At 71.6% G+C, this 20,148-nt stretch carries 21 protein-coding genes and 1 pseudogene; 3 read left to right on the top strand and 19 right to left on the bottom strand.

Going from position 1 to position 20,148, the window contains the following annotated elements:
* Positions 1-49: 49 nt before the first annotated feature.
* The 16 genes and pseudogenes from tatC to arc all read right to left on the bottom strand — a co-directional run bounded on the left by tatC (position 50) and on the right by arc (position 14,785).
* Positions 50-940 (bottom strand): twin-arginine translocase subunit TatC, encoded by an 891-nt coding sequence (gene tatC / locus ABD308_RS00210; protein ID WP_425554656.1) that lies wholly within the window; start codon positions 938-940, stop codon positions 50-52.
* Positions 941-1,061: 121 nt separating this feature from the next.
* Positions 1,062-1,346: a Sec-independent protein translocase subunit TatA gene (tatA, locus tag ABD308_RS00205; protein WP_344321896.1), complete on the bottom strand. Its 285-nt coding sequence runs from the start codon at positions 1,344-1,346 to the stop codon at positions 1,062-1,064.
* 220 nt (positions 1,347-1,566) lie between these two features.
* A complete protein-coding gene (locus ABD308_RS00200; RefSeq protein WP_344321889.1) occupies positions 1,567-1,743 on the bottom strand; it encodes a hypothetical protein in 177 nt (58 codons plus the stop codon).
* 24 nt (positions 1,744-1,767) lie between these two features.
* Entirely contained in the window at positions 1,768-1,974 is a 207-nt protein-coding gene (locus ABD308_RS00195; protein ID WP_344321883.1) for a hypothetical protein, read from the bottom strand.
* Positions 1,975-2,001: 27 nt separating this feature from the next.
* Complete coding sequence (locus ABD308_RS00190) at positions 2,002-2,958, bottom strand: helix-turn-helix transcriptional regulator (protein ID WP_344321877.1); 957 nt, start codon at positions 2,956-2,958, stop codon at positions 2,002-2,004.
* Between the two features lie 73 nt (positions 2,959-3,031).
* On the bottom strand, positions 3,032-4,012 hold the full coding sequence (locus tag ABD308_RS00185) for a helix-turn-helix transcriptional regulator (protein WP_344321870.1): 981 nt from the start codon (positions 4,010-4,012) through the stop codon (positions 3,032-3,034).
* A gap of 242 nt (positions 4,013-4,254) precedes the next feature.
* Entirely contained in the window at positions 4,255-4,620 is a 366-nt protein-coding gene (locus ABD308_RS00180; protein ID WP_344321862.1) for an FKBP-type peptidyl-prolyl cis-trans isomerase, read from the bottom strand.
* Between the two features lie 173 nt (positions 4,621-4,793).
* Positions 4,794-6,101 carry an FKBP-type peptidyl-prolyl cis-trans isomerase gene (locus ABD308_RS00175; RefSeq protein ID WP_344321855.1) on the bottom strand — a complete coding sequence of 436 codons (1,308 nt, stop codon included), beginning with the start codon at positions 6,099-6,101 and terminating at the stop codon, positions 4,794-4,796.
* Between the two features lie 252 nt (positions 6,102-6,353).
* Positions 6,354-7,346 carry an FKBP-type peptidyl-prolyl cis-trans isomerase gene (locus ABD308_RS00170; protein ID WP_344321848.1) on the bottom strand — a complete coding sequence of 331 codons (993 nt, stop codon included), beginning with the start codon at positions 7,344-7,346 and terminating at the stop codon, positions 6,354-6,356.
* A gap of 173 nt (positions 7,347-7,519) precedes the next feature.
* Positions 7,520-8,881, bottom strand: coding sequence for a Pup--protein ligase (pafA, locus tag ABD308_RS00165; RefSeq protein ID WP_344321842.1), 1,362 nt, complete (start codon positions 8,879-8,881; stop codon positions 7,520-7,522).
* A 126-nt stretch (positions 8,882-9,007) separates the two neighbouring features.
* On the bottom strand, positions 9,008-9,829 hold the full coding sequence (prcA, locus tag ABD308_RS00160) for a proteasome subunit alpha (protein WP_344321835.1): 822 nt from the start codon (positions 9,827-9,829) through the stop codon (positions 9,008-9,010).
* A gap of 29 nt (positions 9,830-9,858) precedes the next feature.
* Positions 9,859-10,653: a proteasome subunit beta gene (gene prcB, locus ABD308_RS00155; RefSeq protein ID WP_344322200.1), complete on the bottom strand. Its 795-nt coding sequence runs from the start codon at positions 10,651-10,653 to the stop codon at positions 9,859-9,861.
* Positions 10,650-10,727 (bottom strand): annotated as a pseudogene (locus tag ABD308_RS00150) (endonuclease VII domain-containing protein); the annotation flags it as partial. The gene prcB and the pseudogene ABD308_RS00150, both read right to left, overlap by 4 nt.
* Positions 10,728-10,882: 155 nt before the next feature.
* On the bottom strand, positions 10,883-11,101 hold the full coding sequence (locus ABD308_RS00145; RefSeq protein WP_344321819.1) for a ubiquitin-like protein Pup: 219 nt from the start codon (positions 11,099-11,101) through the stop codon (positions 10,883-10,885).
* Between the two features lie 189 nt (positions 11,102-11,290).
* The gene (dop, locus tag ABD308_RS00140) at positions 11,291-12,802 is read right to left on the bottom strand and encodes a depupylase/deamidase Dop (protein WP_344321814.1); all 1,512 of its coding nucleotides are present in this window, start codon (positions 12,800-12,802) and stop codon (positions 11,291-11,293) included.
* A gap of 216 nt (positions 12,803-13,018) precedes the next feature.
* Positions 13,019-14,785 (bottom strand): proteasome ATPase, encoded by a 1,767-nt coding sequence (gene arc, locus ABD308_RS00135; RefSeq protein ID WP_344321806.1) that lies wholly within the window; start codon positions 14,783-14,785, stop codon positions 13,019-13,021.
* A gap of 286 nt (positions 14,786-15,071) precedes the next feature.
* Between arc and ABD308_RS00130 the strand changes: the two genes are divergently transcribed.
* Entirely contained in the window at positions 15,072-15,374 is a 303-nt protein-coding gene (locus ABD308_RS00130; RefSeq protein WP_344321798.1) for a ferredoxin, read from the top strand.
* A 60-nt stretch (positions 15,375-15,434) separates the two neighbouring features.
* On the opposite strand, the gene ABD308_RS00125 is transcribed toward ABD308_RS00130, so the two are convergent.
* The 3 genes from ABD308_RS00125 to ABD308_RS00115 form a co-directional block, all read right to left on the bottom strand.
* Positions 15,435-16,055, bottom strand: coding sequence for a hypothetical protein (locus tag ABD308_RS00125; protein WP_344321789.1), 621 nt, complete (start codon positions 16,053-16,055; stop codon positions 15,435-15,437).
* Between the two features lie 93 nt (positions 16,056-16,148).
* Positions 16,149-17,102, bottom strand: coding sequence for a tRNA (adenine-N1)-methyltransferase (locus ABD308_RS00120; RefSeq protein WP_344321781.1), 954 nt, complete (start codon positions 17,100-17,102; stop codon positions 16,149-16,151).
* 49 nt (positions 17,103-17,151) lie between these two features.
* Positions 17,152-18,366, bottom strand: coding sequence for a site-2 protease family protein (locus ABD308_RS00115; RefSeq protein ID WP_344321774.1), 1,215 nt, complete (start codon positions 18,364-18,366; stop codon positions 17,152-17,154).
* Positions 18,367-18,547: 181 nt separating this feature from the next.
* Between ABD308_RS00115 and ABD308_RS00110 the strand changes: the two genes are divergently transcribed.
* Both ABD308_RS00110 and ABD308_RS00105 read left to right on the top strand, forming a co-directional pair.
* The gene (locus ABD308_RS00110; RefSeq protein WP_344321766.1) at positions 18,548-19,456 is read left to right on the top strand and encodes a RecB family exonuclease; all 909 of its coding nucleotides are present in this window, start codon (positions 18,548-18,550) and stop codon (positions 19,454-19,456) included.
* Complete coding sequence (locus ABD308_RS00105) at positions 19,457-20,128, top strand: response regulator (RefSeq protein ID WP_148647703.1); 672 nt, start codon at positions 19,457-19,459, stop codon at positions 20,126-20,128.
* Positions 20,129-20,148: the final 20 nt, after the last annotated feature.

Here is a 20,148-nt window from a genome sequence, read left to right as displayed (position 1 = left end):
GCCGCTTCGGGGCGGCGGGCCGGGGCTCGCGGATCTCAGGTCGGCCGGCTCAGGTGATGTCGTCCATCTGCTCGTGGCGGGCGGCCGGCACCTGGGCGGAGGCGCTCGGCGTGCCCGAGGCCTCGATCGCCTCGGCCCCGGCGACCGGCGCGACCGAGAGGTCGACGTCCGAGGCCTCCTCGTCGCTCAGCGCGAGGTCCGGGTTGCGCCGGGCCTTGCGCCGGTCGTTCAGCACCGCCACGCCGACCGCGACGAAGTACAGCCCCCAGATCGGCGCGGCCAGCGCCAGCATGCTGAGCGGGTCGGCGCTGGGCGTCGCGAAGGCGGCGAACACGGTGATGCCCATCACCATGCCGCGCCACCAGCCCAGCAGTCGCTTGCCGGTGACGATGCCGGCCATGTTCAGCATGATCAGCAACAGCGGGAACTCGAAGGCCAGACCGAAGACCAGCACCAGCCGGGTGGCGATGTCGAAGTAGTCCGCGGGCGGCAGGATCGGTGTGGTGTCCTCCGGGGTGAACGAGAGCAGCACGTCGACCGTCAGCGGCAGCAGCATGATGGCCAGCCCCACACCGGCCAGGAACAGCGGCGCGCCGCAGGTCATGAAGATGACCGTGTACTTGCGCTCGTGCTTGTGCAGGCCGGGCGCCACGAAGGCCCACAGCTGGTACAGCCAGACCGGGACCGTGGCCACCACACCGGCCGTCAGGGCGACCTTGAGCATCCAGTTGAAGCCCGCGGTCAGACCGATGGTCGAGACCTCCGCACAGCGGCCCGTGGGCGCCGCGAGGAACTCCGGCGTGCACCGCTGGATCGGTTTGAGCAGCAGCGTCTCGATCTGCTTGTGGAAGATCAGCGCGATGATCGTGAACACCACGATCGCCAGGACCGACTTGACCACGCGGTTCCGCAGTTCGCGCAGGTGGTCGGCGAGGGCCATCCGTCCCTCGGGATCCTTGGGCGCCTTCGACGCCTTGGTGAGCTTGCTCAACCCCGGTCCTCAACTCGTGCGTCGAGGCCCGCCGGTCGACGGGCCTCCAGTGGTCGCGCGTGCCGCGCGTTCAGCGCGCCCCGCCGTCGGGAGCGGACTGCTCGTTCACCGGGCGGGCGGTCCCGGACGCACCCGGGGCGGACTGGATGGTCTTCGCCGCGGCGCCGTCGGCCACCGCCGGGTCGGGCGGAGCCGCGGCGTCGGCCTTTCCGTCGGTGCGCATCGCCTTGGCCTCACTCTTGAGGATCCGTGCCGACTGGCCGAGCGAACGCGCCAGTTCCGGCAGCCGCTTGGCACCGAAAAGCACAATGGCAATGACCGCGACCAGGAGGATCGCGGTGAACGAGACCCGCATGCTCGACCACCTTCAGTCTTGGCGGCGCCGCCGGCCGCCCGCTGCGGGGATGGTAACCGCTGCGGGTGACGCTCTGACGACGGCCGCCCGAACAGGACAGCGGCCCCCGTTCGCGCTCAGGAGCCAACTGAGAGCGTAACGCGCTCCTGCCTCCGAGCAGCAGCCCCCGGTACCCACCGTTCGACGTTCCCGGCAGGTCCCCGGCGGTCGCGGGTGCGCCTCAGCGGCCCGGCGCCGAGGCCGCGAGGTCCCCGGCCGCCTCGGCCAGCGCCCGGGAGGCGGCGTCCACGCCCTTAGCCAGCGCCCGCACGTCCAGCCAGAGCCGGACCGCGAGGACGCCGAGCACCAGCAGGCCGGCGGTGGCGAGGAGGACGGCGGCGACGGGCATCCAGGACATGGGCTCCACCCTATCGGCCCCCGCTCACCCCTCGGCCGGCACCAGCCGCATGGTCCGCACCCCGGCCCCGGTCAGCGCCGCGACGATCTTCTCCCCGGCGGGCTTGCGCACCGCCGCCCCGCACAGCGGGCACCCGAAGCTGTAGTGCGCCTGTGCCGCCGTGCGGCCGAAGGTCAGGCGGAACGACTCGACCGGCAGCTCCACCTTCTCCCGGCACTCCGAGCAGTACACCTTGAATCTGGTACCGGGCTCCACGGCTCAGACCAGCCCCTCCCCGTAGTGCGCCAGCGCCTCCAGCGCCGCCGCACGCGCCTGCTCCACCAGCTCCGGCGGCGAGACGATCCGCCCGTCACGGCCCAGCCGCAGCGCCAGCGGGCGCAGCTGGGAGGGGTCGGCGCTGCGCAGGGTGATCCGCAGTCCGCCGTCGGGCAGTTCCTCGGCCCGGTCGTGGGTGTAGTACTCGGCGACCCAGCGGCCGCCGGAGGAGACCTCGACGACCACCTCGGGGTCGTCGGCGGAGGGGTTGACCAGCCCGCCGGAGAGGTCGCGCGGCTCGCGCTTGGGCGGGTCGGCGGGGACGTCCAGCACCCTGATCTCGGCGACCCGGTCGAGCCGGAACATCCGGTGGTCCTCGGAGGTCCGGCACCAGGCCTCCAGGTAGGTGTGGCCCTCGGTGAGCAGCCGGATCGGGTCGACCTCGCGCTCGGTCATGCCGCCGCGGCCGTGCGAGTAGTAGCGCAGCCAGAGCCGGAGGCCCTCGCTGAGGGCGCGGTCGATGTCGGCGAAGACGTGACTCTCGGCCTCGAAGGTGACGCCGACCCTGGCGCTGCCCTCGGCGCTCTCCCCCGCCGCGTTCTCGATCTTGGCGACGGCCCGGGTGAGCGCCTCCCGGTCGCCGGCCCGCAGGCCGGGCAGGCCGGCGACAGCGCGGGCGGCGACCAGCAGCGCGGTCGCCTCGTCGGCGGCCAGCCGCAGCGGCTGGGCGACGTCGTCGACGTTGTGCCACCAGATCCGCTCGCCGTCGGTGTCGATGTCGAGCAGGTCGCCGCCGCGGAAGCTGGTGCCGCACATCGGCAGGACGTTGAGGTCGCCGATCAGTTCGCGCTCGCTGATGCCGAAGGCACGGGCCACCTCGGCCACCTCGGCGCCGGGGCGCTCGCGCAGGTAGGTGACCAGCGAGAGCATCCGCCGAGTCTGGTCAATCGCGTTACTCATGCGTCCACCTCGCTACGCTCGGCAGGCGCTTCGCACAATACGCACCTTCCGATGATTCGCTCGCTTCGCTCGCTCATGCCCGCACACCCTCCACCACAGTGCCGGCCACCGCGCGCAGCCGGTCGACGACATCGGCCCGCAGCTCCTCGGGGCCGACCACCAGCACGTCCGGCCCGAACTCGGCGAGGTCGGCGCCGAGCCCGTTGCCGTACGGGATCTCCAGCTCGTCCCAGCTGTCGTCGGCCCGCCGGGTGGCGAGCGCCTTGGTGCGCAGCGGGAAGCCGGCGCCGCGCCGGACCCGGACCACGGCGGTCGCGGTGGCGCCCTCGCCGGCGAACTTGGCCACGGTGGCCCGGACGTCGACGTGCTCGGGCACGGTGCCGAGGAAGGCGCCGGAGCGGGCCCGCACCTTGCCGGTGATCCGGCTGAGCCGGAAGACCCGGGCGTCCTCGCGGTCGCGGTCCCAGCCGGCCAGGTACCAGTGGCCGCGCCAGCACTCCAGGGCCCAGGGTTCGACGGTGCGCTGCTCGACGGCGGCGGCGCCGGCCTTGCGGTACTCGAAGGTGACCGGACGGCGGTCGCGGGCGGCGGTGAGCAGCGGCTCGAAGGCGGCCTCGCGGGCGGGGATGCGCGGTTCGAGGGCGGGGCGGCGCTCGGTCTCGCTGAACGGGACGCCGGCGGCGCGGAGCTTCTGGAGGGCGCCGCTGGCTGCGCCGCTCATCTTGGCCTGCTGCCAGACCCGGGCGGCCAGCGTGAGCGCGGCGGCCTCCTCGGCGTCGAGGGCGATCTCCGGCAGGCGGTTGCGGTCGGCGCGGGCGAGGTAGCCGAGCTCGCCGTCGAGGGCGTTCTCGTCGACGTCGATGACCAGTCCGAGTTCGCGCAGGTCGTCCTTGTCCCGCTCGAACATCCGGTTGAAGGCTTCCTCGCTGCTGTTCTGCCAGGCTTCGCGGTAGGCCTCGATGGACTCCCGCAGCTCCTTCTTGGAGAGCGGGCGTCGGGTGTTCATCAGGCACAGGGCGAGATTCATCAGCCGCTCCGCCTTGGCGATCGCCATCGGTGACCCTTCCGGTGTGCCGCGCAGCGCGCGGGGTGCGCCCGCCGGGGCGTCATGGACCCGGCGGGACCGACCGTACCGGTAGCGGTACGCGCTGCAAAAGCCGAGTCCGCTGTGCTGGTCGCCCGCTCGCCTCCAGGGCGCTCCGACCCCTGCGCTCGGGGCGGGGGCCGTGACCCACCCGCTCGCCTCCGGGGCGGCGGCACCCCGCGAACGGGGTGCGGCCCAGGTGATCAGTCCGCTCAGACGGAGATCAGGTCGACCACGAAGATCAGGGTCGAGCCGGCCGGGATGAGCGGGCTGGGCGACTGGTTGCCGTAGGCCAGGTGCGGCGGGATGACCAGCTCGCGGCGGCCGCCGACCTTCATGCCGGCGACGCCCTGGTCCCAGCCCTTGATGACCCGGCCGCCGCCGAGCGGGAACTTGAAGGTGGAGCCGCGGTTCCAGCTGGCGTCGAACTCCTCGCCGGTCGCGTAGGTCACGCCGACGTAGTGGACCTCGACGACCTGGCCGGGCTTGGCCTCCTCGCCGGTGCCGACGGTGATGTCGCGGATCTTGAGCTCGGCCGGCGGGTCGCCGACCGGGAAGTCGATCTCGGGCTTGCTCACTAGTGCCTCATCTCACGGTTGGTTCGGTCCATGACCAAGCGGCGGGCGCCCGCACCCCGGTCCGTTCCCGGACCACGGTACGGGCGCCCGCCGCCCGTCCGGGCCCGGCCACGCGGCCGGGCCCGAAGGTCACACGCACACCATTGTCACCCGAAAGTGGATCAGCCCCGACCTCAGCCCTGACCGGCGTCGAGGATGTCGACGACGAAGACCAGCGTGGAGTTCGGCGGGATGTCGCCCTGGGCCTGGTCCTTGTAGCCGAGCGAGGCCGGGATGACCAGCTCGACGCGGCTGCCGATGGTCTGGCCCTCCAGGCCCTGGTCCCAGCCGGCGATGACCTGGCCGCCGCCGAGCGGGAAGGAGAACGCCTGGCCCTTGCTGAGCGAGGAGTCGAAGACCTTGCCGTCCTTGTACAGGGCGCCGGTGTACTGGACGAGGATCTTCTCGCCCTTCTCGACCTTGCGGCCGTCGCCCTTGATCAGGACGTGGCTCTTGAGCTCGGTCGGGTCGGCCGCGCCGGGCACCGGGGTGATGTCGGCGGGCTTCTTGCCGTTGTCCTTGACCTGCGGGAAGTCCGCGGGCGGCGGGGTCACGGTGCCGCTGACGACGGCGTCGGGGGCGTTGCTGTTGCGGATGTCGATGACGAAGATCAGGTTGTCCTGCGCCCCGATCGACATGCTCGGGTTGCCCTGGGCGCCGAAGGCGGCGGCCGGCGGGGCGACGACGAGCAGCCGGGAGCCGGCCTTCTTGCCGACGACGGCCTGGTCCAGCGCCGGGATGAGCGCGTCGGTGCCGGCCTGGAAGATCTGCGGCTTGCCCTTCTCGTCGTACGAGGAGGGGATGTCCTTGCCGGTGTTCCAGTCCTTGCCGGTGTAGTCGACCGAGGTCCAGGAGTTCTTCTCGACCTTGGGGCCGTTGCCCTCGGAGAGGACCTTGACCACGAAGGTGCCGTCGGCCTGCTCGGCGGGCACCTCGATGGTGGCCTTGGTGCCGAAGTCGCCGGTGACGTTGGGCAGCACCTTGGCACTGTCCTTGATCGGCGGGACGGGATCGGGGGTCGGCGTGGCCGGGGCGGACTGGGCGGCGTCCGGCTTGGCCGCGGCCTCGTCGGACGAGTCGTCCTTGTTCACCAGGTACAGGGTGACGGCGCTGCCGATGAGCAGGACGCCCAGGACCGTGCCGAGGATCACGCCGAGCCTGCCGACGCTGCCCGGGTTCTCGTCGTAGCCGGCCTCCGAGGTGTCCTGACGGCGGACGGTCGAGGCGAAGATCTGCGGGGCGTCCTCGGTCTTCGTCCGCGTGGTCCGCGGTGCCTCCCCGGATCCTCCCCAGCCGGCCTGCTGACGCAGGATCGCCGGGGGGACGACGATCGACTCGCCGTCGCCCGGGAGCGGGCCACCGGGTCGCGAATCGGCCGGGTCTCCGGCGGAGTTACCCTGCGCGGTGCCGGACCCGCCCGGGCTCGACGCTTTCTCAGACATGACTCCCCATCCATCTCGCCACGAGGTCTTCGAGGTCTACGGCCGGCGTGGTGGCGCCGGGGTGCTGCCGCACTGCCCGCCCGGACCCCGGGCGCCGGCGGCGCCTACCACAGTGCGAGGGCAGTATGACAGGTCAGGATGAGGGCGGGCGCTTGCCCGTGCGAGCGCCCGCCCAAGCGTACGGAATCCCCCCGCACTCGAACCAGCCCGTGCAAAGGATCTCCCGGGGGAACTCCGCGGATCGGCCGGGTGCTACACGGCCTCCAGGATGTCCACCACGAACACCAGGGTCGAGTTCGCCGGCACGGCGCCCTGCGCCTGGTCCTTGTAGCCGAGCGCCGGCGGCACCACGAGCAGCACCCGGCTGCCGACGTTCTGGCCGACCAGTCCCTTGTCCCAGCCCTCGATGACGCTGCCGGTGCCGATCTGCAGCGCCTGGGCGCCGCCGTGGCTCCACGAGGAGTCGAACTGCTGGCCGTTGCTCCACAGCACCCCGGTGTACTGCACGACCAGGGTCTGTCCGGACTTGACCTGCTTGCCCTCGCCCTTGATCAGCACGGCCTGCTGGAGGTCGGCCGGCGGGGCCTGTCCGGCCGGCACGGTGATGGTGACGGCGGCCTTGCCGTTGTCCTTGACCTGCGGCAGGTTCGCCGGTGGCGGGGTCATGGTGCCGGAGAGCGTGGAGTCCGGCGCCAGGCTCTCCACGATGTCGAGCACGAAGACCACGGTGTCGCCGGGGCCGACGCCCAGCTGGGTGGAGCCCTGGGTGCCGAACGCGGCGGCGGGCGGGGCGACCACCAGCAGCCGGCTGCCGACCTTCTTGCCGATCACGCTCTGGTCGAAGGCCGGCACCAGCTGCCCGCTGCCCGCCTGGTAGAGCTGCGGCTTGCCGCCGGAGTCGTAGGAGCTGGGCAGGTCCTTGCCGGTGGTCCAGTCCTTGGCGGTGTAGTTGACCGTCACCCAGTCGCCCTTGTTGACCGCCGGGCGGTCCCCCTCGCTGACGGTGTTCACCACGAACTGCCCGCTGGGCTGCTGGCCCTCGGGGATGGTGATGGTGGCCTTGCTCCCGAAGCCCCCGCCGGACAGCGTCGGCATCGGCGAGGCCTCGTTCACCGGGGTGGGCACGGTGGGCGCGGCGGTCGGCGACGCCGTGGGCGTGGCCTCGCCGGCGGGTTTGGTGGAGCTGCTGCAGGCCACCGCCAGCAGCAGGGGCAGGGTGAGAAGCAACCCGGCGGTGCGGCGCACGGCGTTCCTAACTGTCGGTCAAAGTCGGCTCTCCGGACTCCGGCTCCGGACTCGACGGACAGCGTATGCGCAGACGGTGCCCGGTCCCGGTAGGCACCACCGGGACCGGACACCGTGAAGATCACACCGACGGGGGACCCGGCCCGTGCGCCGCTCCCCCGCCCGCGCGCCGGTCACATGCCGGCGATCAGCTTCTCCACCCGCTCGTCGACGGACCGGAACGGGTCCTTGCACAGCACGGTGCGCTGGGCCTGGTCGTTCAGCTTGAGGTGCACCCAGTCGACGGTGAAGTCACGGCGCTGCTCCTGCGCCCGGCGGATGAAGTCCCCGCGCAGCCGGGCCCGGGTGGTCTGCGGCGGGATCGACTTGGCCTCGAAGGTCTTGAGGTCGGTGGTCACCCGAAGCGCCTGGTTCTTGGCCTGGAGCAGGTAGAACAGGCCGCGGCGGCGGTGGATGTCGTGGTAGGCGAGGTCGATCTGGGCGACCCGGGGGTTGCTCATGCTCATCTGGTGCTTCTCGCGGTAGCGCTCGATGAGCTTGTACTTCATGATCCAGTCGATCTCGGTGGCGACCCCGTCGAGGCGCTCGGTCTTGACCGCCTCCAGGGTGCGGCCCCACAGGTCGAGGACCCGGGCGATGGTGCCGGTGTTGATGCCCTTGCGGTCGGCGAACTCCAGGGCCTTGGTGTAGTACTCCTCCTGGATGTCGAGCGCGCTGGCCTCCCGGCCGTTGGCGAGCCGGACCTGGTGGGTGCCGGTGAGGTCGTGGCTGACCTCGCGGATCGCCCGGATCGGGTTCTCCAGGGTGAGGTCGCGCATCACCACGCCGGCCTCGATGAGCCGCAGCACCAGGTCGGTGGAGCCCACCTTGAGCAGGGTGGTGGTCTCCGACATGTTGGAGTCGCCGACGATGACGTGCAGCCGGCGGTAGCGCTCGGCGTCGGCGTGCGGCTCGTCGCGGGTGTTGATGATCGGCCGGGAGCGGGTGGTCGCCGAGCTGACGCCCTCCCAGATGTGCTCGGCGCGCTGGCTGACGCAGTAGACCGCGCCGCGCGGGGTCTGCAGCACCTTGCCGGCCCCGCAGATCAGCTGCCGGGTGACCAGGAACGGGATGAGCACGTCGGCCAGCCGGGAGAACTCGCCGTGCCGGGCCACCAGGTAGTTCTCGTGGCAGCCGTAGGAGTTGCCGGCGGAGTCGGTGTTGTTCTTGAAGAGGTAGACGTCCCCGGCGATGCCCTCCTCGTGCAGCCGGCGCTCGGCGTCGACCAGCAGGCCTTCGAGGATGCGTTCGCCCGCCTTGTCGTGCGTCACCAGCTCGACGACGTCGTCGCACTCGGGGGTGGCGTACTCGGGGTGGGAGCCCACGTCGAGGTACAGGCGGGCGCCGTTGCGCAGGAAGACGTTGCTGCTGCGGCCCCAGGAGACCACGCGGCGGAAGAGGTAGCGGGCGACCTCGTCCGGGGACAGCCTGCGCTGCCCGCGGAACGTGCAGGTGACGCCGTACTCGTTCTCCAGCCCGAAAATTCGGCGGTCCATGGGCCATCCCTTCTCTGGTGGGAGCTGTCCGAAACCGCCTCCGCGAAAGCCCGTCCGGCCGCCGCAGGGGCACCGGGGTCCCGTCCGGCCGCCGTCGCCGGCCGCCGTCCGGGACCCCGTGGGGCACTACTGGTCGGAGTCGCCGGGCGGGGTGGCCGCCGGCTCCTCCGTCCCGTTCGTTCCGTTCGAGCCGCTCGTGCCGTTCGAGCCGCCCGTGTCGTCGGAGTCGTCCGACTCGGCGGACTCGTCGCCGTCGAGCAGCCGGGCGAGCTGACCGCCCAGGATCCGCTTGAACTTGCGCTGCTGGAAGCGCTGGCGGTCCAGGACCGCCACCTCCAGCTGGTCGGGGGTGAGGGTGCGCGGGCTGCCGCCGTTGGGGTCGCGGGCGAGCGAGTCCACGGCGAGCTTGACCGCCTCGGTGAGCGAGAGGCCCGCGCGGTGCCGCTGGCCGAGGTAGTTGCCGATCGAGTCGGCGTTGCCGCCGACCACCACGTAGTTCTTCTCGTCGACGACCGAGCCGTCCGGGGTGAGCCGGTAGATCTGGTCGTCGTCGCCGGTGCGGCCGACCTCGGCGACGATCAGCTCGACCTCGTAGGGCTTCTCGCCGACCGAGGAGAAGATGGTGCCGAGCGTCTGGGCGTAGACGTTGGCCAGGCCCCGGGCGGTGACGTCGGCCCGGTCGTAGGTGTAACCGCGCAGGTCGGCGTAGCGGACGCCGCCGATGCGCAGGTTCTCGAACTCGTTGTACCGGCCGACCGCCGCGAAGGCGATCTTGTCGTAGATCTCGGACACCTTGTGCAGCGCCCGGGAGGTGTTCTCGGCGACGAAGACGACGCCGTCGGCGTAGGTGAGCACGACCACGCTGCGACCGCGCGCGATGCCCTTGCGGGCGTACTCCGCGCGGTCCGCCATGGCCTGCTGGGGGGAGACGTAGAACGGTGTCGACACCGGCGGCCCCTTCCTTCCTCAGTTGATGGCTAGAGCAGCGGGGCCTGCGGCCCGTTGGGGTGGGCCAGGCGCTGGTCGGTGATGGAGACGGCGATCTCGGCGACCTCGGCCTCGGTGAGCCGGCGGAAGCCGTCCTCGGTGATCAGCGAGACGATCGGGAAGATCTTGCGGGCGAGGTCGGGGCCGCCGGTGGCGGAGTCGTCGTCGGCCGCGTCGTAGAGGGCCTGGACGACCATGGTGGCGGCCTGCTGGCCGCTCAGGTCGTCGCGGTGGAGCTTCTTCATCGAGCCGCGGGCGAAGACCGAGCCGGAACCGGTGGCGGCGAAGCCGCGCTCCTCGGAGCGGCCGCCGGTGACGTCGTAGGTGAAGATCCGGCCGCGACCGAGGTCGAGGTCGTAGCCGGCGAACATCGGGACCACCGCGAGGCCCTGCATCGCCATGCCGAGGTTGCCCCGGATCATGGTGGTGAGCCGGTTGGCCTTGCCCTCCAGGGAGAGCACGGTGCCCTCGATCTTCTCGTAGTGCTCCAGCTCCAGCTGGAACATCCGGACCATCTCGATCGCGAGGCCGGCGGTGCCGGCGACGCCGACCGCGCTGTACTCGTCGGCCGGGAAGACCTTCTCCATGTCCCGCTGGGCGATCACGTTGCCCATGGTCGCGCGGCGGTCGCCGGCCAGGACCACGCCGCCGTCGAAGACCGCGGCCACGATGGTCGTGCCGTGCGGGGCCTCGATGACGCCCTCGGGCAGGCGGCGCCGGCCGGGGATCAGCTCGGGGCGGTGGGCCTCCAGGAAGTCGAGGAACGACGAGGACCCCGGGGTCAGGAAGGCAGCCGGTAGACGCCCGGTGCCACGAGTGTTGGCTTCCACACGATTCCTTCCAGGTAGTTTGAAGCGCGCGCTGCCCGCACCCTACCGGCCGAACGATCACTGTCCAGCACGGCGGAGGGCCGGACCGGGCGGACGGACGGCTCCCGCCGCCCGTCCGCCGTCATCGGTCGCAACCGCGAATTCCCGGAATGCCGCCGGGCGACCGCCCGGATTGCGACCGGGATTACTGTCCGCCCTTTTGCACGAACTGCCGCACGAAATCCTCGGCGTTCGATTCCAGGACCTCGTCGATTTCGTCCAGAACCGCGTCGACGTCGTCGCTCAGCTTTTCCTGGCGTTCCTTGAGGTCGTCCGAATTCTGCGCTTCCGCGGCCTGCTCCTCGACCTCCTCGGAGGAGCGGTTCGCCCGCTGCTGGCCGCCGCCGGTGTCCTTGCTCGCCATTTACCTCACCCCGCTCGATGCTCGATCGTCTGGCACGGTTTGGTCGTTGCTTGCCGCATCGACCCTATACACAAGGTGCGGCAACCCGCTTCCGGTTTGCCGGTGGCGCTTCCTGTCCAACGCCCGCCGTCCCCCCGGATGATTCCCCTTTGTCCGGCGTTCACCCGTGGTGATCGGAAAGTTACCGGGCTACCCGCCGGAGAGCACCCGGAGCAGGTCCTCCGCGGTGCGGCAGCGGTCCAGCAGTTCCTTGACGTGGTTCCGGGTGCCGCGCAGCGGCTCCAGGGTGGGCACCCGCTGGAGCGAGTCCCGGCCCGGCAGGTCGAAGATCACCGAGTCCCAGGAGGCCGCCGCGACGTGCTCCGCGTACTGCTCCAGGCAGCGCCCGCGGAAGTACGCCCGGGTGTCCTCCGGGGGCTTGGCGACGGCCCTGACGACCTCCTCCTCGGTCACCAGCCGGTCGAAGCGTCCACGGGCCACCAGGCGGTTGTAGAGGCCCTTCTCGGGCCGTACGTCGCTGTACTGGAGGTCGACCAGCTGCAGCCGCGGGTTGTCCCACTCCAGGGCGTCCCGGCTGCGGTAGCCCTCCAGGATCTCCCGCTTGGCGATCCAGTCCAGCTGGCGGGAGAGCGACATCGGATCGCGCTCCAGACGGCCCAGCACGTCCTCCCAGCGGGCCAGCACGTCCACGGTCTGCTCGTCGGCGTCGGTGCCGAAGCGGTCCTCGACGTACTTGCGGGCCAGCTCGAAGTACTCCAGCTGGAGCTGGACGGCGGTGAGCCGGCGGCCGCTGCGCAGCGTGACCAGGTGCTTCAGGGTGGGGTCGTGGGAGATCCGGTGCAGGGTGCGCACCGGCTGGTCGACGGCCAGGTCGGAGGTGATGAAGGCGTCCTCGATCATGGCGAGGACCAGCGAGGTGGTGCCGAGCTTGAGGTAGGTGGAGATCTCGGAGAGGTTGGCGTCCCCGATGATCACGTGCAGCCGGCGGTACTTCTCGGCGTCGGCGTGCGGTTCGTCCCGGGTGTTGATGATCGGCCGTTTGAGGGTGGTCTCCAGACCGACCTCGACCTCGAAGAAGTCGGCGCGCTGGCTGATCTGGAAGCCGTGCGCGGAGCCGTCCTGCCCGATGCCGACCCGGCCGGCCCCGGTGACCACCTGGCGGGAGACGAAGAACGGGGTGAGGTGGCGGACGATGTCGGCGAACGGGGTCGCCCGCTTCATCAGGTAGTTCTCGTGGGTGCCGTAGGAGGCGCCCTTGTTGTCGGTGTTGTTCTTGTACAGGTGGATGTTCTGCCCGTTGGGCAGCTCCAGCGCGCGCTGTGCGGCGGCCGCCATGATCCGTTCGCCGGCCTTGTCCCAGAGCACGGCGTCGCGCGGGTTGGTCACCTCGGGCGAGCTGTACTCGGGGTGCGCGTGGTCCACGTAGAACCGCGCGCCGTTGGTGAGGATGACGTTGGCGAGGCCGATGTCCTCGTCGGTCAGCTGGCTGGCGTCGGCGACGTCCCGCGCGAGGTCGAAGCCACGGGCGTCGCGCAGCGGATTCTCCTCCTCGAAGTCCCAGCGGGCCCGCCGTGCCCGGTGCATCGCCGCCGCGTACGCGTTGACGATCTGGGACGAGGTGAGCATGGCGTTGGCGTTGGGGTGCCCGGGCACGGAGATCCCGTACTCGGTCTCGATGCCCATCACGCGCCGTACGGTCATGCGGCCCTCCTTGCCCGGTGGGCCGCCCCCGGCGGGCGGTCCACGCTGACGTACCGCTGAACAACACCGACGCCGGCCGTCTGCCCGCGAACGGTGGGTCGAGCCTAGAACGCCGTACCGACCGGCGGGCCCCGAGACGCGCCGTCCGGCTGCGGGGCCGCGAGGCGCCACAGCCGGACGGTGTGCGTGCGTTCCGGGAGGCCCGGAGCGGGTCGGTTACAGGTACTGCCCGGTGTTGGCGACAGTGTCGATGGAGCGGCCGGACTCGGCGCCCTGCTTCCCCGTGACCAGGGTGCGGATGAAGACGATCCGCTCGCCCTTCTTGCCGGAGATCCGGGCCCAGTCGTCCGGGTTGGTGGTGTTCGGCAGGTCCTCGTTCTCCTTGAACTCGTCCACGCAGGCGTTGAGCAGGTGGGAGACCCGCAGGCCGCGCTGGCCGTGGTCGAGGTAGTCCTTGATGGCCATCTTCTTGGCCCGGTCGACGATGTTCTGGATCATCGCGCCGGAGTTGAAGTCCTTGAAGTACAGGACCTCCTTGTCACCGTTGGCGTAGGTGACCTCCAGGAAGCGGTTCTCCTCGGTCTCGGAGTACATCCGCTCCACCACCGACTGGATCATCGCGGCCACCGTGGCCTCGACGGAGCCGTCGTGCTCCTTGACGTCGTCCGGGTGGAAGGGCAGCGAGTCCTTGAGGTACTTGGAGAAGATGTCCTTGGCCGCCTCGGCGTCCGGGCGCTCGATCTTGATCTTGACGTCCAGGCGGCCGGGCCGCAGGATCGCCGGGTCGATCATGTCCTCGCGGTTCGAGGCGCCGATGACGATGACGTTCTCCAGGCCCTCCACGCCGTCGATCTCGGCGAGCAGCTGGGGGACGATGGTGTTCTCGACGTCCGAGCTGACGCCCGAGCCGCGGGTGCGGAAGAGCGACTCCATCTCGTCGAAGAAGACGATCACGGGGGTGCCCTCGCCGGCCTTCTCCCGGGCCCGCTGGAAGACCAGGCGGATCTGCCGCTCGGTCTCGCCGACGTACTTGTTGAGCAGCTCCGGGCCCTTGATGTTGAGGAAGTAGCTCTTCCCCTGGGGCCGGCCGGTGACCTCGGCGACCTTCTTGGCCAGCGAGTTCGCCACGGCCTTGGCGATCAGCGTCTTGCCGCAGCCGGGCGGGCCGTAGAGCAGCACGCCCTTGGGCGGACGCAGCTCGTACTCCTTGAAGAGCTCGGCGTGCAGGTAGGGCAGTTCGACCGCGTCGCGGATCAGCTCGATCTGGTTGGCCAGGCCACCGATCTGGCGGTAGTCGATGTCCGGGACCTCTTCGAGGACCAGCTCCTCGACCTCGGCCTTCGGCACGACCTCGTACACGTAGCCGGAACGCGGTTCCAGCAACAGGGCGTCCCCCGCCCGGAGGGTGATCTCGCGCAGCGGTTCGGCGAGGCGGACCACCCGCTCCTCGTCGGTGTGGCCGACGACCAGGGCCCGCTCGCCGTCCTCCAGGACCTCCTTGAGGGTGACGAGGTCGCCGATGCGCTCGAAGGCCATCGCGTCCACGATGTTGAGGGCCTCGTTGAGCATCACCTCCTGGCCGCGCCGCAGCTCGTCGAGGTCGACGTTGGGGCTGACGTTCACGCGGAGCTTGCGGCCCCCGGTGAAGATGTCGGCGGTGCCGTCCTCGTTGGAGCTGAGGAAGACGCCGAATCCGGCCGGGGGCTGTGCCAGCCGGTCCACTTCCTCCTTGAGGGCCACGATCTGGTCGCGGGCCTCACGCAGGGTGGAGGCGAGCCGTTCGTTCTGGGCGGTCACGCCGGCCAGGTTGGTCTGGAGCTCGACGATCCGCTCTTCGAGGATCCTCGAATTGCGCGGCGAGTCGGCGAGCTTGCGGCGCAGCACGGCGATTTCCTGCTCAAGGTACGAGACCTGAGCGGCCTCGTCGGAACCACGAGCGGGCCTGCCGGTGCTGCGGTTGTAGTCGTCATCGTGGGCTGCCACGGTCCTCACCTCCTCCGGGGAGCTGGACGCTTCCAGACCCTACCTGGGACCAGGGGTCCGTAAACCCCTAGATCAAGAAAGATGGAACGGGCGTGTCCGATCTTCGCCCTCGCGTGCTTCCCCTCTGCTAGGGGGATACCCACCGCGCACCGGCCAAAGCGGACCAGATGTATCGTCGATCGAGTCGATATCCGATCGCGACCGACGCACGGGGTCCGATCGTTGTACGAATGGCGGGAATGCCTCAGCACGGGGCGTCCCGGGACAGAAACGGCGGACAATCATCATGTCGGTGAGCGAGTCGACGGCGGCTGCGGAGCCGCTGGAGGTGTGGATCGACCAGGATCTGTGCACCGGCGACGGAATCTGCGCGCAGTACGCGCCGGAGGTCTTCGAGCTGGACATCGACGGCCTCGCCTATGTGAAGGGCGAGGACGACGAGTTGCGCCAGCAGCCCGGCGAGACGGTGCCGGTTCCGCTGACGCTGCTTCAGGACGTGGTGGACTCGGTGAAGGACTGCCCGGGCGACTGCATCCACGTCCGCCGGGCCGCGGACGGCGTCGAGGTGTACGGACCTGACGCCGAGTAAGGCACCTGGAGGCGAGCGGGCGAGGCACCGGGTTCGAGCGCCCGGAGGCGAGCGGGCGAGTTACGTGAGGCTGAGCGGGGCGGCGGTCTGGGTGCGGTCCCAGCCGCCGCCCTCGCGCGTCCAGGTGAGGTCGACGGAGATGTCGGGCGCGAACCGCGGCACGTCGTCGCCGGAGTAGCCCCGCGCGTGGGCGGTGATGGCGCCGTCGGAGCGCAGCGCCAGGCGGCTGACGGTGAGGTTCTCGCGCTCGGAGACCAGGGTGGCCAGCACGGCGGGGCGCCCGTCGGTGCCGGGGCCGAGCAGGTAGACGGCGTCGGGCGGGGTGCCGTTCTCGGCGGCGCAGTGCGCGGCGGCGACGGTGCCGGGGCGGCCGTCGCCGAGGTCGGCGGCGAAGCTGACCGTCACGGCCACCGGGAACGGCCCGCAGTCGAGCGGGAGTTCGGCCTTCGCCGGGTCGGGGGCGGCGGCCGCGGGGAGGGCCTTGGGGGTGGGCCGCGCGGGCCCGGGGGTGCCGCTCGCGGGGCCGGCGGTGAGCGCGGCGGCCACCACGGCGGCGCAGCCGGCCACCGTCACGGCCCAGTGCCAGGGGGCGGTGCGCCCCGTACCGCTCTGCCGTCCAGCCGTCGTGCCGACCGCGGTCTCCACCAGGCGTCCCCTCCAGTGGTCTGTGTGAGCGAGCATCGTCCCACACCACGGGGACCGTGCGGTGGCGGGGTGCGCGGGTACGCGGAAGGGGTGGTACGGCGGTGCCGCACCACCCCTCCGGAAGGTGTCTCAGCCGAGGTCGACCTGGTCCGCGGCGCGGGTGGCGGCCCGGGCGGCCGCGCGCTCCTGCAGGGTCGGCTCGGGCGTCCCGTTGTCGTAGTCCTCGCCGTAGGCGCCCTTGGCCGGGCGGCGGCGGCGCAGCGGCGGCTCGACGCCGTCGGCGAGCCGGCGGGAGGTGAGCAGGAAGCCGGTGTGGCCGATCATCCGGTGGTCCGGGCGGACCGCGAGGCCCTCCAGGTGCCAGGTGCGGACCATGGTCTCCCAGGCCTGCGGCTCGGTGAAGGTGCCGTGCTCGCGCAGCGCCTCGACGGTCTTGGACATCTGCGTGGTGGTGGCCACGTAGCAGCAGATGAGGCCGCCGGGCACGAGCGCCTTGGAGGCGACGTCCAGGCACTCCCAGGGGGCGAGCATGTCGAGGATGACGCGGTCGACGTCGGTCTCGACCAGGTTGTCCTGGAGGTCGCCGACGGTGAGCTTCCACGCCGGGTGCGGCCCGCCGAAGTAGCGCTCGACGTTGCCCTTGGCGATGTCGGCGAAGTCCTGGCGGCGCTCGTAGGAGGCGAGCGTGCCGGTGTCGCCGACGGCGCGCAGCAGGTAGGTGGAGAGCGCGCCGGAGCCGACGCCGGCCTCGACCACGCGGGCGCCGGCGAAGATGTCGGCCATGGCCAGGATCTGCCCCGCGTCCTTGGGGTAGATCACGGCCGCGCCACGCGGCATGGACAGGACGTAGTCGGGGAGCAGGGGGCGCAGCGCGAGGTACGGGACGTTCCCCGTGGTGCGCACGACCGTGCCCTCGGGGGCGCCGATCAGCTCGTCGTGGGGGAACGCACCCTTGTGGGTGTGGAACTGGTTCCCGGCCTGGAGCGTGAACGTGTAGTGGCGGCCCTTGGGGTCGGTCAGCTGGACCTGGTCCCCGACCTGGAAGGGCCCTCGTCGGCGGGCGGCACCGGTCGGTTCGGACATGCGGACAATCCTAAGGGAAGCGGACCGTCCGGCTTACCAGGTGATCCTTTCAGCGCCCGGCGACGGCGGCGGTCAGCCGCTGTTCGATGTCGGTGAGCGAGGCGACCCCGTACGTGCGGCCGTCCTCCTCGACGACCAGGTACTCGCCGGCGGGGGTGGCCCGCACGGCGCGCAGCAGGTCCTCGCCGGCCAGGTCGGCGGAGAGCCGCAGCCCGGGTTCGAGGTCGCGGGCGAGCGGACCGACGGCGACCCAGGGGCGGCGGTGCTCGGGGACGGAGCGGACGGCGGACTCCCGGACGATGGCGATCGGCTCGCCCCGGCCGTCCACCACGACGACGGCGCCGGCCTGCGCCTCGTGGGCGCGCCGCATGGCCTCGCCTAGCGGGGTGTCGGCGGTGACCTCGACGGCCCGGCGGGCGAGGTCGCGCAGCCGCAGGCCGGGCAGCACCTCCTTGAGCCGGGCGTTGCGCAGCGCGCCGGTGGCGCCGTTCCAGATGATCGCGGCGAGCACGGCGGCGAGCACCGCGTCGACCAGGGTGTCGGTGCGGCTGCGGTCGAGGGCGCGGGCGGAGCTGATCAGCGGCAGGCCGACCAGGACGGCGACGGCCAGCGCCCGCCCGGCCCAGGCGGCGGCGACGGTGCCGGCCATCGGCCGGCCGGTGGCGGCCCAGACGACGGCGCGCAGCATCCGGCCGCCGTCCAGCGGCAGACCGGGCAGCAGGTTGAAGGCGGCGACCACGAGGTTGGAGACCATCAGGCCGGTGAGCAGCACCCCGGGGACGGTGGAGAGCTCGACGGCCTGCAGCGCGAGGTAGAAGACCCCGCCGAGGACGAGCGAGAGCAGCGGGCCGACGAAGGCCAGCCAGAACTCGCGCCAGGGACGTTCGGCCTCCTTCTCGATCTCCGAGACGCCGCCGAAGAACTGGAGCTGGATGCGGCGCACCCCGAGTTTGTAGCGCAGCGCGACCAGGGTGTGGGCCAGCTCGTGGACCAGCACCGAGCCGTAGAAGGCGACCGCGAAGGAGAACGCGACCAGGTAGCGGGCGGCGCCGAGCTCGGGCAGCACCCGGTCGAGCTGGCCGCCGAAGACCCAGGTGATGAGGGCCGCGATGATGAACCAGGACGGGGTGACGTAGATCGGCACGCCGAAGGGCCGGCCCATCAGGATGCCGCCCCGGGGCTCCGGCTCGCGGGGCGGTGCGGGCCGGGTGCCGCCGCCGTGCGGTGGCTGGTCGGAGGTCTGTCGCCCCCTGGAGTCGCTCACCGTGTTCCCTTCGTCGGTCGCCCCCGGCGTGCGCCGCGCGCCGGTGCGCCCACGCTACGTGATCGGGGCGGGTGGTCGGCGCCCGCCCCTCGCCTTCCCACTGCCTTCATACCCAGTGGCGGCCGCTTTGCGGCAGCACCGTGGCAGCGGGATGACAGCGCGGGGCAATAGGGTCTGGGGTATGCAGCAGACCGAGACCAGTGGCCCCGCCGTGGCCGGACCCCGTCCCGCGGCGGCCCCGACCGGGCTGTCCCCGTCGCGCGCGGGCGACTTCCTCACCTGCCCGCTGCTGTACCGGCTGCGGGTGATCGACCGGCTGCCGGAGCCGCCGAGCCCGGCGGCCACCCGGGGCACCCTGGTGCACGCGGTGCTGGAGCGGCTGTTCGACTCCCCGGCGGCCGACCGGACGCCGGAGCGGGCGCTGGGGCTGCTGCGCCCGCAGTGGGAGCGGCTGCTGGGCGAGCGCCCGGAGCTGGCCGGGCTGTTCCCGGAGGACCCGGACGGCGCGGCGCTGACCCGCTGGCTGGCGGACGCGGAGAAGCTGGTCGGCCAGTGGTTCCGGCTGGAGGACCCGACCCGGCTGCACCCGGTGGAGCGCGAGCTCTACGTGGAGACGGCGCTGGAGTCGGGGCTGCTGCTGCGCGGTTACATCGACCGGGTGGACGTCGCGCCGACCGGTGAGGTCCGGCTGGTGGACTACAAGACCGGCCGGGCGCCCTCGCGGGATTTCGAGGGCAAGGCGATGTTCCAGATGAAGTTCTACGCGCTGGTGGTCTGGCGCTGGAAGGGCGTGATCCCCAAGCGGCTGCAGCTGGTCTACCTGGGCGGCGGCGGGGACGTGGTCAGCTACGACCCGGACGAGGCGGACCTGCTCGCGGTGGAGCGCAAGCTGCTGGCGCTGTGGGAGCGGATCGGTCTGGCGGTCGCGACCGGCGACTTCCCGGCGACCCGCAACCGGCTCTGCGACTGGTGCGACCACCAGGCCAGCTGCCCGGAGTTCGGCGGCACGCCCCCGCCGTACCCGCTGCCACTGGCGCGTACGTCCGACGAGGGCGATCCCACGGGGGATCCCATGAGCGAGGAGTCCTAGGTGACGATCCGAGTGCTGCTGGTCGACGACCAGCCGCTGCTGCGCACCGGTTTCCGGATGATCCTGGAGGCCGAGTCCGACCTGGTGGTGGTCGGTGAGGCCGGCGACGGCCAGCAGGCGCTGGACCAGGTGCGGGCGCTGCAGCCCGATGTGGTGCTGATGGACATCCGGATGCCGCGGATGGACGGCGTGGAGGCGACCCGCCGGATCGCCGGGCCGGGGCGGGACGGTCCGGCGAAGGTGCTGGTGCTGACCACCTTCGACCTGGACGAGTACGTGGTGGAGGCGCTGCGCGCGGGGGCGAGCGGCTTCCTGCTGAAGGACGTGCCGGCCGAGGAGCTGGTGCAGGCGATCCGGGTGGTGGCGGACGGCGCGGCGATGCTGGCGCCGTCGATCACCCGGCGACTGCTGGACATGTACGCCACCAAGCTGCCGTCGGGCGAGGAGGCGCCGCCGCAGGCGCTGAACGCGCTGACCGAGCGAGAGCTGGAGGTGCTGAAGCTGGTGGCGCGCGGGCTGTCGAACGCGGAGATCGCGGCGGAGCTGTTCGTCAGCGAGACGACGGTGAAGACGCACGTCGGCCATGTGCTGACCAAGCTGCAGCTGCGCGACCGGGTGCAGGCGGCGGTGTACGCCTACGAGAGCGGCCTGGTGCGCCCGGGCACGCTGTAGGCGGCGCCGGAACGGACGGC

The organism is Kitasatospora putterlickiae, from assembly GCF_039527695.1.
In the GTDB taxonomy this organism is placed as follows: Bacteria; Actinomycetota; Actinomycetes; order Streptomycetales; family Streptomycetaceae; genus Kitasatospora; species Kitasatospora putterlickiae.
This window is presented reverse-complemented; position numbering and strand designations above follow the sequence as displayed.

Bases quoted from the DNA above. Each gene is read 5' to 3' on its own strand.
- dop (WP_344321814.1), bottom strand. From the start codon at position 12,802: ATGACCGTACGGCGCGTGATGGGCATCGAGACCGAGTACGGGATCTCC.
- tatA (WP_344321896.1), bottom strand. From the start codon at position 1,346: ATGCGGGTCTCGTTCACCGCGATCCTCCTGGTCGCGGTCATTGCCATT.
- ABD308_RS00185 (WP_344321870.1), bottom strand. From the start codon at position 4,012: ATGGCGATCGCCAAGGCGGAGCGGCTGATGAATCTCGCCCTGTGCCTG.
- ABD308_RS00120 (WP_344321781.1), bottom strand. From the start codon at position 17,102: ATGTCCGAACCGACCGGTGCCGCCCGCCGACGAGGGCCCTTCCAGGTC.
- ABD308_RS00200 (WP_344321889.1), bottom strand. From the start codon at position 1,743: ATGTCCTGGATGCCCGTCGCCGCCGTCCTCCTCGCCACCGCCGGCCTG.
- ABD308_RS00175 (WP_344321855.1), bottom strand. From the start codon at position 6,101: ATGTCTGAGAAAGCGTCGAGCCCGGGCGGGTCCGGCACCGCGCAGGGT.
- ABD308_RS00130 (WP_344321798.1), top strand. From the start codon at position 15,072: ATGTCGGTGAGCGAGTCGACGGCGGCTGCGGAGCCGCTGGAGGTGTGG.
- ABD308_RS00190 (WP_344321877.1), bottom strand. From the start codon at position 2,958: ATGAGTAACGCGATTGACCAGACTCGGCGGATGCTCTCGCTGGTCACC.
- tatC (WP_425554656.1), bottom strand. From the start codon at position 940: ATGGCCCTCGCCGACCACCTGCGCGAACTGCGGAACCGCGTGGTCAAG.
- ABD308_RS00125 (WP_344321789.1), bottom strand. From the start codon at position 16,055: ATGCTCGCTCACACAGACCACTGGAGGGGACGCCTGGTGGAGACCGCG.
- pafA (WP_344321842.1), bottom strand. From the start codon at position 8,881: ATGGACCGCCGAATTTTCGGGCTGGAGAACGAGTACGGCGTCACCTGC.
- ABD308_RS00145 (WP_344321819.1), bottom strand. From the start codon at position 11,101: ATGGCGAGCAAGGACACCGGCGGCGGCCAGCAGCGGGCGAACCGCTCC.
- ABD308_RS00110 (WP_344321766.1), top strand. From the start codon at position 18,548: ATGCAGCAGACCGAGACCAGTGGCCCCGCCGTGGCCGGACCCCGTCCC.